The organism is Halomonas sp. H10-59 (assembly GCF_040070555.1).
Lineage (GTDB): Bacteria > Pseudomonadota > Gammaproteobacteria > Pseudomonadales > Halomonadaceae > Halomonas > Halomonas litopenaei.
On the sequence record NZ_CP098828.1, the window covers coordinates 688,537 to 701,384 of the forward strand.

Below are 12,848 nucleotides of genomic sequence, written 5' to 3' on the forward strand. Positions count from 1 at the left end.
CACGACAATGACAATCAGGAGAGCGAGATGCCCCGCCTGGCCGCCAACCTCAGCATGATGTTCACCGAGCACGACTTTCTCGACCGCTTTGGCGCCGCCGCCAAGGCGGGCTTTACCGGCGTCGAGTACCTCTTCCCCTACGACTTCGAGGCGCACGAACTGCGTGAGCGGCTCGACCAACATGGGCTGACGCAGGTGCTGTTCAACCTGCCCCCCGGCGACTGGGAGGCCGGCGAGCGAGGCCTTGCCAGCCTGCCGGGGCGCGAGGGGGAGTTCCGCGAGGGGCTCGAGCGTGCGCTCGACTACGCCGCGGCGCTCGACTGTCCGCGCCTGCATGCCATGGCGGGGCTGCTGCCGCAAGGCGCCAGCGAGGCCACCCGAGAGGCCCATCTGGCCACTTACGTCGACAACCTTTCCCATGCCGCCGAGGCCTGTGGCCGGGCCGGGCGTACCCTGTTGATCGAGCCGATCAACGGCCGCGACATGCCGGACTTCCTGTTGCAGCGCCAGGAGCTTGCCAGGGAGGTGATCCAGCGCGTCGGCTCGCCCCACCTCAGGCTGCAGTTCGACCTGTACCACTGCCAGATCGTCCAGGGCGACCTGATCCGTACCCTGGAAGCCCAGTTCGACGTGGTGGGACACGTGCAGCTCGCCGGGGTCCCGGAGCGCCATGAACCGGACCAGGGGGAAGTGAACTTTGGCCCGGTGCTCGAGCGTCTCGACGCCCTTGGCTATGACGGCTGGGTCGGCTGTGAATACCGCCCCGCAGGTGACACCGTCGATGGCCTGGGCTGGGCGCGCGCCCATGGCGTTGTTGCCAGCTAACTCGTCACTGGATAAAGCGGGCCACCGTCACAAAATAAGGAGAGCTTCCATGCATATCTTGATGACTGGTGCCTCTGGTGTATCGCTGGGGCAGCGCCCGGCGTGGGCCATCGTCCCTAAAGGAGGAGAACACCCATGCATATCTTGATTACTGGTGCAGCCGGCTTCCTTGGCAAGCGTCTGGTTCAGGCGCTGCTGGCCAAGGGCGAGGTCAACGGCCAGCCGCTTTCGCGCCTGACCCTGGTCGACCAGAGCACGCCGCCTCACCCACAGGATGCGGGCCAGGTGGCGGTGACGTCCACCGCTCGGGATCTTACCGAAGAGGGAGCCTGGGACGCCCTGCTGGATGGCGCCCCGGACGTGATCTACCACCTGGCGGCGGTGGTCAGCTCCGCCGCCGAGGCCGATCTGGAGCTTGGGCTAGCGGTCAACTTCGACGCCACCCGGGCGCTGCTCGACGGCTGTCGCCAGCGCGGCCTGGCCGCGACCCGGGTGATCATGGCCAGCTCGGTGGCGGTGTACGGCGGCGAGCTGCCTGAGGTGCTCGACGACATGACCGCGCTGCGGCCCCAGAGCTCCTACGGCAGCCAGAAGGCCATGTGTGAGCTGTTGATCAACGACTACAGTCGACGGGGCCTGATCGACGGTCTGGTGCTGCGCCTGCCGACCATCGTCATTCGTCCAGGCCGGCCCAACGCTGCGGCCTCGAGTTTTGCCTCGAGTATCCTGCGTGAGCCCCTGAACGGCGAGGCAGCGGTGTGCCCGGTGCCCACCGAGCTCGAACTGTTCGTGATGTCGCCTGGCAAGGTGGTTCAGGCGCTGGTCCACGGCGCCGAAGTTGCCGCCGATGCCCTGGGTGACTTCCGCGCCTTCATGCTGCCGGGTATCAGCGTGCGCGTGGCGGCCATGCTCGACGCGCTGGAGCGTCAGGGTGGCGCTCAGGCGCGGGAACTGGTGAGTTTCGAGCAGGATGAGCGTATCCGCGCCATCGTCGAGAGCTGGCCTGGGCGTTTTCGTACCGCCAAGGCCGAGGCCCTTGGCTTTGTCGGTGACAGCGACTTCGATGCCATCGTCGCGGCCTTTGTCGAGGATCAGGCGACGGGCTAGCGGTGGAGAATCGGGGTTTAAGGCGGTTGCCCAGGGTCTGGCGCGGGTGCCTAGCGAGAGTCCTTGGCGAGAGTTCTTGGCGTGGGTGCCTAGCGTGGGTCTTCGGGGGTATCCAGGTCGCGCACCACGCCGGGATCATCGACGTCGATCTCGAGCAGTGCCTGGCGGTGGCGGTGTAGTAACGCTCGGGCGCCGTCCTGGCCGTGAAGCTGAGTCATCTCGGGCCAGAAGTCGCAGCCAACGATCACCGGGTGGCCGGGTTGGCCGTGAAAGCGCGGCCGGACCAGTCGGTCGGCCCTGGCGCTGGCGGCAAGCCGGCGGCAAGTCGGCGCCGAGATCCAGGCCATGTCGCCGAGCCATACCGCCGCTGCGGTGAGCTCAGGACTTTGCTGCTGGCGTTGCTGAAGCAGCCAGCGAAAGGCCGCCGACAGGCTGTCGCCGAGGGCGTCGCTGGGACGTTCAAGCGACAGCAGCTCGAGGCTGGCAGACGGTGCACGGGCCCAGTCGGCGAGGCTCTCGCCCGGCCCCAGCACCACCAGCCGCCGAGGGGTCAGCTCGGCCGCCGCCGCAAGGCTTGCCGCCAGCAGCCGGCGACCATCTTCGAGGCGTGCATGGCGCTTGTCCGCGGCGCCGAAGCGCCGTGAACGACCCGCCGCCGCTACTACACAGATCAGCGGGGTGGCGTGGGACGGATGGCGGCCATCCTCACGAGAGGGGGTTGAAGCAGGAGTGCCCGACTGGCCGCTAGAGCGCATGGCGGTCCTTGCCCCGGCGTACCCGAACGATATCGGCCATCACCGCCAGGGCGATCTCCGCCGGGGTCTTGCTGCCCAGGTTCAAGCCGATCGGCATATGGATACGCGCGATCTCGTCATCGCTCAGACCACCGCTGCGGAATAGCCGCTCGGCCCGCGCCCGGGACGTCTGCAGCGATCCCATCACCCCGATGTAGAACGCCTCGGAGCGTACCGCCTCGATCATCGCCAGATCATCGATGCGCGGGTCGTGGGTCAGCGCCACTACCGCCGTGGCAGCATGGCAGCCACCTTCGGCGATAAAGCGTGACGGTAGGGTCGCCACCTTCTCGATGTTGCCGGAGGCGCCCCCGAGTTCATCGATAAAGGACTCCAGCATGCCTTCCCGAGGGTCGCAGACGATCACCTCGAAGCCGAGCCCCACGGCGAACTGGGCGCAGGCGACGGCCACCGGCGAGACCCCGGCAAGCAGCAGTCGGGCGGCCGGGCCGACGCGCAGTTGCGCACTGGCCTCACCATTCCCATCGACCAGAACGACGCGATCACCCAGGCCATCGTCCTGAGTGAGCGAGAGCGTGCCGGTGTCCAGGTCTACCCGGCGAATCAGCGGCTTGCGTCCTTCCAGTGCCGCCTCCAGGGCCGAGAAGTGCGCCAGTGCCGCCTGGTCGGGGGCGAAGCGTTCGACCAGGACGTCGAGCACGCCGCCACAGGGAAGGCTGGGCGCCGGGTAGTCGACGTCGTCGCCGGCGCCGTAGCGCACCCGCCTGACCGGCGTATCGAAATCACCCTGCCCAAGGCGCTCAAGAAAATCCTCCTCGACGCAGCCGCCGGACAGCGAGCCAACGTGATCACCGTCACGGGTGGCAGCCAGCCAGGCGCCGGGTTCGCGTGGTGAGGAGCCATAGGTGGACAGCACCGTGGCCAGCCACAGGGTACGCCCGTCGCGTAGCCAGGCGAGGGCACGTCGCACCACCCTAAGATCCAGATGTTGCATGGTCAGCGTGTCCTGTGTGTGACGAGCGCCACGCGATCAGCGTGGCGCTCGGGTGGCGGGTCAGGCCCCCAGTGCGGCCTTGAGCGCCTCCGGCCGCATCGGCAGGTCGCGCAGGCGCACGCCGGTGGCGTGAGCGATGGCGTTGGCGATGGCCGGCGCTACAACGCAGGTGCCAGGTTCGCCTAAGCCGACCGGGGTGTGGTCGTTGTCGACGAACTCAAGGTCCAGCTCCGGCACCTGATGCATGCGCAGCGGCGTATAGCTGTTCAGGTTGAGGTCCGCAGGCTGGCCTTCGGCGTACTCGGTGCCTTCGTGCAGGGCCATCGACAGGCCCCACAGCAGCGAGCCCTCCAACTGGGCCATGGCACCGTCGGGATGGGCCAGGGTGCCGGCATCCACCACCGAGGTCAGCTTCTCGACGGTCACCTCGCCGCTGGCACGATCCACATTGACGCGGGCGACACAGGCCACCCAGGTCGGCATATGGCGTTCCTGGCCGAAGCTCAGCGCCACACCGAGACCGGTGTCCTCGGGCAGGGCGTCGCGCTCGCTCCAGCCGGCCTTGTCGAGCGTGCGTTCGAGCACTGTCTTGAGGCGCTCGGCGCCGCCGACGCTGTTGGGCGCCTCGCCGGCGTTGCGTCCTTCGGCCTTGAGCAGGTTCCGGCGGTACTCGGCAGGGTCCTGGCCGGCGGCCAGCGCCAGTTCGTCGATATGGCTCTCCACCGCCCAGGTGGTCCAGCCTGGCCCCACCGCGCGCAGATAGCCAGGAACGAAGGCCTCGTGGGCCTTGTGGTTCTGCTGGGCCCACACCCGCTGGGCGCCCAGTGCGTACCAGTGGTCGGCACCACTGATGGCAAAGGAATCGATCTTGCCGCCACCTTCGACGAATTCGCCGAGAAAGCCGGGTGCGATATCGGCGGTGGGCCAGCCGGCGGCGGCGGCGTGTTCGCTGGCCTGGATGGCGCCGTCGGCTGCCAGGGCCGAGCGCAGCCGCTGCACCGAGGGTGAGCGCACGCAATCCATGCGACTGTCATCGGGGCGGGTAAAGACCATCTTGACCGGGGCACCCACGGCCTTGGCGGCCAGCGCAGCAGGCACGGCATAGTCGCCATAGAGACGGCGTCCGAAGCCGCCGCCCAGATAGTACTGGTGGAAGGTCACCTGGCTCTCGTCGACTTCCAGCGCCTTGGCCACCAGGGGCACCGCCACGGACTGCTGCTGGTTGCCGCAGTGGACGTGCCAGTGGCCGTCGCGCTCGACCACGGTGGCGTTGACCGGCTCGAGCTGGAAGTGCAGCACGCTGGACGTGGTGTAGGTGGCATCGATCAGCGACACGTCCTCGGCGGACGCGGCCTGCTCGAGGGTCGACGTCACCTCGCCGATATCGACGAACAGGGCGCCGTTGTCACGGCTCGGCGACTGGGTCAGGCGGCGGCCTTCATCGAGAATGTCGGCCTCGGTGATCGAGATGCCTGAGCCGTTTTCCCATTCAATCTTCAGCGCATCGGTGGCGCGCATGGCGGCGGAAAAGTTGTCGGCGATCACCGCCAGCCAGCCCTGGCACAGGCCCGAGGGGTCCTCCAGACGGATGGTCTGGCGATAGCCGGCGATGGACTGGGCAGCGCTGTCATCGATGGAGGTGGCACGGGAGCCGAAACGGGTAGGCGGCAGCACCGGGCGGGCATAGAGCATCCCATCGACCTTGGCGTCGATGCCGAAGACGGCCTCGCCGGTGGTCTTGGCGGGGATGTCCTGGGCTCGGCCGGAGGTGCCCAGCACGCGGCGCTCGGAGGCCGGCTTGAGCTCGATGGCTTCAAGCTCTTCGGCGCTGTAGCTGCGCGACAGGGTGCCGCTGGCAACGATCTCGCCGTAGCCGATGCGCTTGTCGCCGCTGATGACCTGACCGTCACGGGCCTGGCAGTCGGCGGCGTCGACCTCGAGCAGGCGCGCACCTGCTTCGATCAGCGCCTGGCGTCCGGCGGCGCCGGCACGGGACAGCGGCAGGAAGCTGTGGTTCACCGACCAGCTACCCCCGGTGATCATGTAACCCCACTTGGGGTCGCTGTCGACGTATTCGATGGCGATCGTCGCCGGGTCGACCTCGAGTTCCTCGGCGACCAGGCGGGCCAGGCTGGTGCCCACGTGCTGGCCCATCTCGGCCTTGGTGCAGTGCAGGGTGACGTGACCCTTGGCGTCGATGGCGTACCACAGGGTCGGCTCGAAGCGACCCTTGGCCAGGGCCTCGCTGGCCGCGTCGGAGGCGCCGAAGGCCATGCCGGGCAGGCCAAAGGCGAGGACCGCGCTGGCGCCCAGGGTGCCGATCAGAAAGCCGCGGCGGCTAAGGCCGGGGCCTGCGTTTCGGTCGGCTGGGGACGTATCGCTGCGGACTGCGGAAGCGCCACGATGGGCCGCCAGGGTGTCATCAAACCGGCTCATGGCGGGGCTCCTCGGCGCTGGTACGGGTTTCGCTGCGGGCAGCAGTAGCGGAGGCGGGGTCGAAGGTCTCGACGCCGCCCTGCTGAAGCGAGGAGGCGCGCTTCACCGCGCGATGGATGCGCACGTAGGCCATGCAGCGGCACAGGTTGCCGCTCATGCCCTGGGTGATCTCGTCATCGCTGGGGGAAGGCTTGCGCTTGAGCAGATCGGCCGCCTGCATGATCTGGCCGGATTGGCAGTAACCGCACTGGGGCACCTGCTCTTCTCGCCAGGCCTGTTGCAGCGGGTGGTTGCCGTCGGCGTCGAGGCCTTCGATGGTGGTGATCTCGGCACCTTCGGCGGCGGCCAGCGGCAGCACGCAGCTACGCGTGGCCGAGCCGTTGAAGTGGATGGTGCAGGCGCCGCACTGGGCGATGCCGCAGCCGAACTTGGTGCCGGTCAGGCCCAGGGTATCGCGCAGTACCCACAGCAGTGGGGTCTGGGGATCCACCTCGACGCTCACCGCTTCGCCGTTCAGGGTGAAGCTGGTCATGGGGGCTGGTTCCTCGCTGGTTTCATTGCGTAGCTTCAGGGTCCGTTGGTGCTTCTGATTTTTCTTGTCTGCGTCCCTTTTACCCGTTCTTGAGGCAACAGGGGACGCGAGGACGGTCGGGATGCCGTAACTGGCACACCATCTGCCTCTTAATAAGCGATGTCGCGATACTATAGACCAGTCGACTAGTGGGCAACGTTGAATGCGGGAACGGGCGAAATGCGTGGATGGCGGTTACCGCAAAGGCGCCCGGGGCGTCTGGCGCCTCTCGTGGTGAGGGCTGCTTCTCGACATGGAGTTCAGGGCGTCAGTGAATCTAGCTCTCGCTGAGACGTCGATGGAGTGCGTCGCCCTTGAGCATTTCGGGGTTCAGGCGAACGCCCAGCCCGGGTTCGCCGCTGACGCGGATCATGCCGTCCTCGACCGGCGGCAGGCCCTCGACGCAGTCGGCGTACCAGCCGTAGTAGAAGGCCCGGGTGAACTCCTGCTCGGCGACGTTGGCAAGCGCCATGGCCAGGTGGGTGGATACCGCCAGCGTCACCGGGCCGGAACAATCATGGAAGGCGATCGGGCGACCCTCGGCTTCGGCCAGGGCGGCGGCCTTGCGGGCGAAGCTGACGCCACCGCCCCAGGTCACGTCGATGATCGGGGTGTGGATGCGCCCACGATGCAGCAGGTCGCGAATCTGCCCCAGGCCGCCGAGGGTCTCGCCGCCGGCCAGGGGGACGCAGGTGTCGGCCAGCTCGCCGAGCTGGTCGAAGCGATCCATCCACAGTGGGTCCTCGATCCAGTCCGGGTCGATGGGGGCCAGCGCCTGGCAAATGGTGCGCGCCGCCGGCAGACTCCAGAGCCCGTGCAGTTCCGCCTTCAGGCGCATGCGATCGCCGTGGACACGACGGATCTCCTCGAACGGCCACAGCGCACGATTGAGATCGGCGGGCGAGATGGACATGCCGTGGCGGGCGCCTTCGGCGAAGTCGAAGGGCCAGATCTTCATGGCGGATATGCCCATCTCGAGGAGCTCTGCGGCGAGCTCTGCCGGACGCTCGAGAAAGGCGTCCAGGTCCTCGTAGCGGGGTCGGGAAGAGGCCCTGTCGTCCCCCGAGCCACCCTTGATGCCGAAGTTGTCCGGGCGTACCTCGGCGGACTTGGACACATAGTCGGGGCCGGCGCAGGTGTTGTAGAGCGGCACCCGCGCTCGGGTAGCGCCACCGAGCAGGTCATGCAGGGGCAGGCCGGCACGCTGACCGGCCAGGTCCCACAGGGCCACGTCGATGGCGGACAGCGCACGGGTCTCGGCACTGGTGCCGCCAAAGCCCACGTAGGGTTGCATCTTGCGGTGCAGCGCCTCGATGCGGGAGGCATCCTCGCCCAGCAGCAGCGGGGCGAGGCGGCCATGAACATCGGCGTCGATGGCGTCGGTGCCGAACCAGCTCTCGCCCAGGCCCACCAGGCCGTCCTCGGTGTGGACGCGCACCCAGATCAGCGACGGACGAGCCGCAGGCCGCAGGGTTTCGATACGCTGGATCTTCATGCTGGTCTCCGCAAGGTTCAGTGTTTCGCTACCGTTGATCGGCCCCGTTCGTCATCGCCGCGTACCGCCACCGTTCACCGCTGTTGTGCATCTTCAATGGCCACCCGTGCTGACGTCGCTTGATCCGCTCAGGCAGCTTGCGGGTGGCCGCCGTCAAATGACGTGTGACGGAAGCATCATGGCTGCTTTGACTGTGATTCGCCGAGCAGACTGACCAATTCCGGGACCAGTCTTTCACCGTGGCCGGCATCGACGATGTCCTGATAGAGCCGGGTGATCGCCTGGCTGAGCTGGCGCGAGGCGCCGAGGTCCTCGGACATGCTTTGATAGTAGCCCACGTCCTTGAGCGAGTTGGACAGGCTGAAGCGGAAGCCTGAAGGGTCGGCGTCGGTCAGGAAGGGACGCAGGCGTTCGAGCACCACGCCGCCGCCGCCACCGTTGCCCAGCACCTCGAGCAGAACGGCGTCGTCGATGCCGGCGCGTCGGGAGGCGGCGCTGGCCTCGGCCAGTACGGCGGTGAAGCCTAGCGAGACAAAATTGTGCAATAGCTTCAGAGTGTGGCCGGCGCCCACCGGGCCGCCGTGGGTGATGTGCTCGGCGAAGGCGCCAAACAGCGGCTTGAGCTCGTCAAACAGCGCCTGATCGGCACCGACGATCAGGTTGAGGCGGCCCTCGGCGGCCTCCTTCGGGGTACGGGTCATGGCGGCGTCGACGAAACGGCCACCGGCCTCGCGCACCCTGGCGTCGATGGCCTGGGTGGAGCTGGGGATGGCGGTGGAGCAGTCGACCACGATCTGGCCTGGCTTGAGCCCCTCCAGCACGCCGCCTTCGTCGAACAGCACGCTTTCCACCTGGGGAGTGCCGGTGACGCACAGGATCACCAGATCGGCGGTCTCGGCGACCTCGCGGGCGCTGGTCAGAGCGCTTGCCCCTTTGTCGATCAGGTCGTCGCTGGGCTGATTGCCGGGGTGATCGAGAAAGCTCAGGCGATGGTCCGCGCGCAGCAGGCTGGTGGCGATCCCGTGGCCCATCAGGCCGACGCCGATCAGGCCGACGTGAAGCGAGGTGGTCATGTCCCTTTCCTTGTGGTGGTGATGATGGTTGGTGGTCGGTGGTCGAGAGAAGCGGCCCGACACGCTCGGGAATTTCTTGTGTCAGGCCCAGGCTTTTCCAGCGACGTCTAGCCGTGATGAATCGCAATGGTCTTGATGCGGGTATAGCTCCTGAGCCCTTCAAAGCCTTTTTCGCGGCCGTGGCCGGAGCGGCCGACGCCGCCGAATGGGAGCTCGATACCACCGGCGGCGCCGTAGTTGTTGACGAACACCTGGCCCGAACGGATCGCCTTGGCCAGACGCAGTTGGCGGCCGCCGTCGGTGGTCCATACGCCCGCACACAGACCGAAGTCGGTGGCGTTGGCCAGGCGTGCGGCCTCGGCCTCGTCGGCGAAGGCCTGGACCACCAGTACCGGCCCGAACAGCTCCTCGCGGCTGACGCCGTGGCCTTGCGGCACCTGGGTCAACAGGTGGGGGACCACGAAGTGGCCGTCCCGGGGGGCATCGTCGGCCAGGCGTCCACGGGCGGCGATGTGGATGCCGTCATCCTGTGCCGCCTGGATCAGCGTCATCACCTTGTCGCGCTGGCGTTCATTGATCAGCGGTCCGCAGTCCGGGTCGTTCTCGCCGACGTCACAGGTCAACCGCGCGAAACGCTCGCTCAGTGCCGCCACCACCTCGTCGTGGATGCTCTGCTCCACCAACAGACGGCTGCCGGCGGAGCAGGTCTGGCCGGCGTTCTGGATGATCCCGCGTACCACAGCGTCCAGGGCGCGTTCGCGGTCGGCGTCGGCGAACAGCAGCTGGGGCGACTTGCCGCCGAGTTCCATGGTCACCGGTACGTGATGCACCGCCGCCGCCTGAGTCACCAGGGTGCCGGTCTCCGGCGAGCCGGTGAACGACAGATGGTCGATGCCGGGGTGGGCGGCTAGGGCGGCGCCGGCTTCACGGCCGAGGCCAGGCACCAGGTTGAGCGCGCCTTCCGGCAGCCCGCAGTCGACGGCCAGCTGGGCCAGGCGCAGCACGCTCAGGCAGGCGTCCTCTGCGGGCTTGAGCACGCAGGTGTTGCCGGCGGCCAGCGCCGCCGCCACGCAGCGCCCGAAGATCTGGGCCGGATAGTTCCAGGGGATGATCTGGGCGCACACGCCCCAGGGTTCACGCAGCGTCATCACCGCATAGTCGGAATCGAAGGGGATGGTCTCGCCGTGGAGCTTGTCGGCGGCGCCGGCGTAGAAACGGAAGTAGCGCGCGCAGGCGGCGATATCGCCCCGGGCCTGGCTGATCGGCTTGCCGGTGTCGGCACACTCGAGGGCGGCCAGGGTGTCCCTGTCGGCGTCGATGGCCTGGCTGAAGGCGTACAGCCATTCACTGCGCGCCCGCGCCGAGAACGTCGACCACTGGCCAAGCTCGCCTGTGAAGGCTGCCCGGGCGGCGGCCACCGCAGCATCGACGTCGGCTGCGCTGGACGCGGCGATACGGGCGATGACCTCGCCACTGGCCGGGCGCAGCACCTCGAGGGTGTCGGCGGTATCGACCCAGTGACCGCCGATCAGGGCGCCGGTGGGTGGAGTGAGGGGGAGGGCGTGCATGCTGTCGACTCCTGAGAAGGGGCGGAAGATAGGATGGGCCCCGGCGCGGCCGGGGCAGTGATCGGTATCAGTACAAAAGATCGACCAGGCCCAGCGAGATCCAGGGCATGTAGGTGATGGCCATCAGGCAGACCAGCACCACCAGCACGAAGCGCGCAAGCCAAGGGATCAGCTCGTCGATGGACAGCTTGGCCACGGCGCAGGCGGCGAACAGATTGACCCCCAGCGGAGGGGTGAACATGCCGAGCGCCAGGTTGACCACCACGATCAGGCCGAAGTGCACCGGGTCGATGCCGTACTGCACGGCGATGGGGGTGAAGATCGGCGCCAGCACCAGGATCGCCGCCGAGGTCTCGACGAACATGCCGATCACCAGCAGCATCACGTTCACCGCCAGCAGGAAGCTGACCGGGCTCTCGAACACCTGGGTGACCCAGGCGGCAACCTCGCCGGGCAGCCCCGAGCGGCTGATCAGGAAGCTGAACAGCGCCGCCGCTGAGATGATCAGCATCACCGTGGCGGTGGAAATCACGCTCTGGCGCAGGATCGGCACCAGTTCCGACAGTGGCAGCTCGCGGTAGACCAGACCGCCGACGATCAGGGCGTAGAACACCGCCACCGCCGAGGCCTCGGTGGGGGTGAAGACCCCGCCATAGATGCCGCCGATGACCACCACCGGCATCAGCAGAGCGGCCCAGGCACGACGCATTGAGGTGGTGAAGGCGGCGCGATCCTCGCGGTCGCGCAGGCCGTAGCCGCGCAGCTTGCAGAAGATGTACAGAAACAGCAGCAGCGCCGAGCCGATCAACAACCCCGGACCGATACCGGCAATGAACAGGCGCCCGATCGAGGTGTCGGTGCTGACGCCGTAGAGGATCAAGGGGATGGAGGGCGGGATCAGTACGCCGAGCTCCGCCGAGGAGGCCTGGATCGAGGCCGCCAGCGGACGCGGGTAGTCGTGGGCCACCATCGCCGGAATCAGGATGGAGCCGATGGCGAAGGTGGTGGCCACGCTCGAGCCGGAAACCGCGGCGAACATCATGCAGGTCAGCACGCAGGTCATGGCGAGCCCGCCCTGGAGCCCGCCGACGATGGACTTGGCCAGGTCCACCAGGCGCTGGGAGATGCCGCCGGCGGCCATCAGGTTGCCGGCCAGGATAAAGAAGGGGATCGCCATCAGCGGGAAGTTGTCGATGCCGACGAACATCTGCTGGGGCACCATCAGCAGCGGAAAACGGGTGAAGAACTCGATACCGATCACCGACGCCAGCAGGATCGACACGGCGATCGGCACGCCCAGGGCGAACAGGATGATCAGGGATAGTCCGATAGCGGCGTTCATGGCTGCTTCCTCCCTTCGGTACCGGACGAGGTGCCTGTGTCAGGGCCAGGTCTGGATTCAGGTTCAGGCACGCGGGCGGGGGCCTCGGCATCGACCACGCCGATGGTCTCGCGTCCGGTCAGCTGGGCGATCAGTCGAGTGATCACCGACAGCAGCGAAAAGGCGGCGCCGATCGGAATGGCGGCGTAGATCCAGGCGATCGAGATGCCGACGCCGGAGAGCATCTGGTTCTGCACGCGCAGCGTCATCTGATAGCCGTAGATCACCAGGATCGCCAGCACGATCATGCAGCAGGTGGCGATCAGTATCTCCAGCGCCTTGAGGGCGGAGGTCGGCACCAGCTTGTAGATCACTTCGACGGCCATCATGTAGCCGCCGCGAAAGGTCGCTGCGGCGCCCAGAAAGACGCACCAGATCATGGTGGAGCGGGCCATCACCTCCGACCAGGTGGAGGGGGCGTCGAACACGAACCGGGTCAGCACCTGGTAGAAGCCAAGGCTTACCGAGGCGATCAACATCAGCACCGCTGCGTAGAGGGCGACCTGGGAGATGGCCCGCTCGAGACGGAAGAACAGATCCAGCATGGGGCTTTCCTCATCGCGGGTAAGGCCCGAGGACGGGTCAGGCTTGACCGCCCAAGCGCTCGCCAACGGCAGGTAGCGAGCGCTCGGGCGGGAAGGTC

General features: G+C 67.4%; 10 protein-coding genes and 1 pseudogene. 2 read left to right on the plus strand and 9 right to left on the minus strand.

What is annotated here, in order from left to right; genetic code table 11:
- The first annotated feature begins 27 nt into the window (after positions 1 to 27).
- A complete protein-coding gene (gene otnI / locus NFG57_RS03165) occupies positions 28 to 825 on the plus strand; it encodes a 2-oxo-tetronate isomerase (RefSeq protein ID WP_213228157.1) in 798 nt (265 codons plus the stop codon).
- A 135-nt stretch (positions 826 to 960) separates the two neighbouring features.
- On the plus strand, positions 961 to 1,932 hold the full coding sequence (gene denD / locus NFG57_RS03170; RefSeq protein ID WP_348815340.1) for a D-erythronate dehydrogenase: 972 nt from the start codon (positions 961 to 963) through the stop codon (positions 1,930 to 1,932).
- Between the two features lie 89 nt (positions 1,933 to 2,021).
- On the opposite strand, the gene NFG57_RS03175 is transcribed toward denD, so the two are convergent.
- The 9 genes and pseudogenes from NFG57_RS03175 to NFG57_RS03215 all read right to left on the minus strand — a co-directional run bounded on the left by NFG57_RS03175 (position 2,022) and on the right by NFG57_RS03215 (position 12,750).
- The gene (locus NFG57_RS03175; RefSeq protein WP_253555322.1) at positions 2,022 to 2,687 is read right to left on the minus strand and encodes a nucleotidyltransferase family protein; all 666 of its coding nucleotides are present in this window, start codon (positions 2,685 to 2,687) and stop codon (positions 2,022 to 2,024) included.
- Positions 2,677 to 3,681 (minus strand): XdhC family protein, encoded by a 1,005-nt coding sequence (locus NFG57_RS03180; protein WP_348815341.1) that lies wholly within the window; start codon positions 3,679 to 3,681, stop codon positions 2,677 to 2,679. Before NFG57_RS03180 ends, NFG57_RS03175 begins: the two co-directional genes overlap by 11 nt.
- 60 nt (positions 3,682 to 3,741) lie before the next feature.
- Complete coding sequence (locus tag NFG57_RS03185; protein ID WP_348815342.1) at positions 3,742 to 6,117, minus strand: molybdopterin cofactor-binding domain-containing protein; 2,376 nt, start codon at positions 6,115 to 6,117, stop codon at positions 3,742 to 3,744.
- Between the two features lie 85 nt (positions 6,118 to 6,202).
- Positions 6,203 to 6,649 (minus strand): annotated as a pseudogene (locus NFG57_RS03190) ((2Fe-2S)-binding protein); the annotation flags it as partial.
- A 316-nt stretch (positions 6,650 to 6,965) separates the two neighbouring features.
- A complete protein-coding gene (locus NFG57_RS03195; protein ID WP_348815343.1) occupies positions 6,966 to 8,183 on the minus strand; it encodes a mandelate racemase/muconate lactonizing enzyme family protein in 1,218 nt (405 codons plus the stop codon).
- A 176-nt stretch (positions 8,184 to 8,359) separates the two neighbouring features.
- Complete coding sequence (locus NFG57_RS03200; RefSeq protein WP_108448021.1) at positions 8,360 to 9,256, minus strand: NAD(P)-dependent oxidoreductase; 897 nt, start codon at positions 9,254 to 9,256, stop codon at positions 8,360 to 8,362.
- A gap of 107 nt (positions 9,257 to 9,363) precedes the next feature.
- Positions 9,364 to 10,824 carry an aldehyde dehydrogenase family protein gene (locus NFG57_RS03205; protein WP_348815344.1) on the minus strand — a complete coding sequence of 487 codons (1,461 nt, stop codon included), beginning with the start codon at positions 10,822 to 10,824 and terminating at the stop codon, positions 9,364 to 9,366.
- A gap of 67 nt (positions 10,825 to 10,891) precedes the next feature.
- Entirely contained in the window at positions 10,892 to 12,166 is a 1,275-nt protein-coding gene (locus NFG57_RS03210) for a TRAP transporter large permease (protein ID WP_124802823.1), read from the minus strand.
- Complete coding sequence (locus NFG57_RS03215; RefSeq protein WP_348815346.1) at positions 12,163 to 12,750, minus strand: TRAP transporter small permease; 588 nt, start codon at positions 12,748 to 12,750, stop codon at positions 12,163 to 12,165. Before NFG57_RS03215 ends, NFG57_RS03210 begins: the two co-directional genes overlap by 4 nt.
- Positions 12,751 to 12,848: the final 98 nt, after the last annotated feature.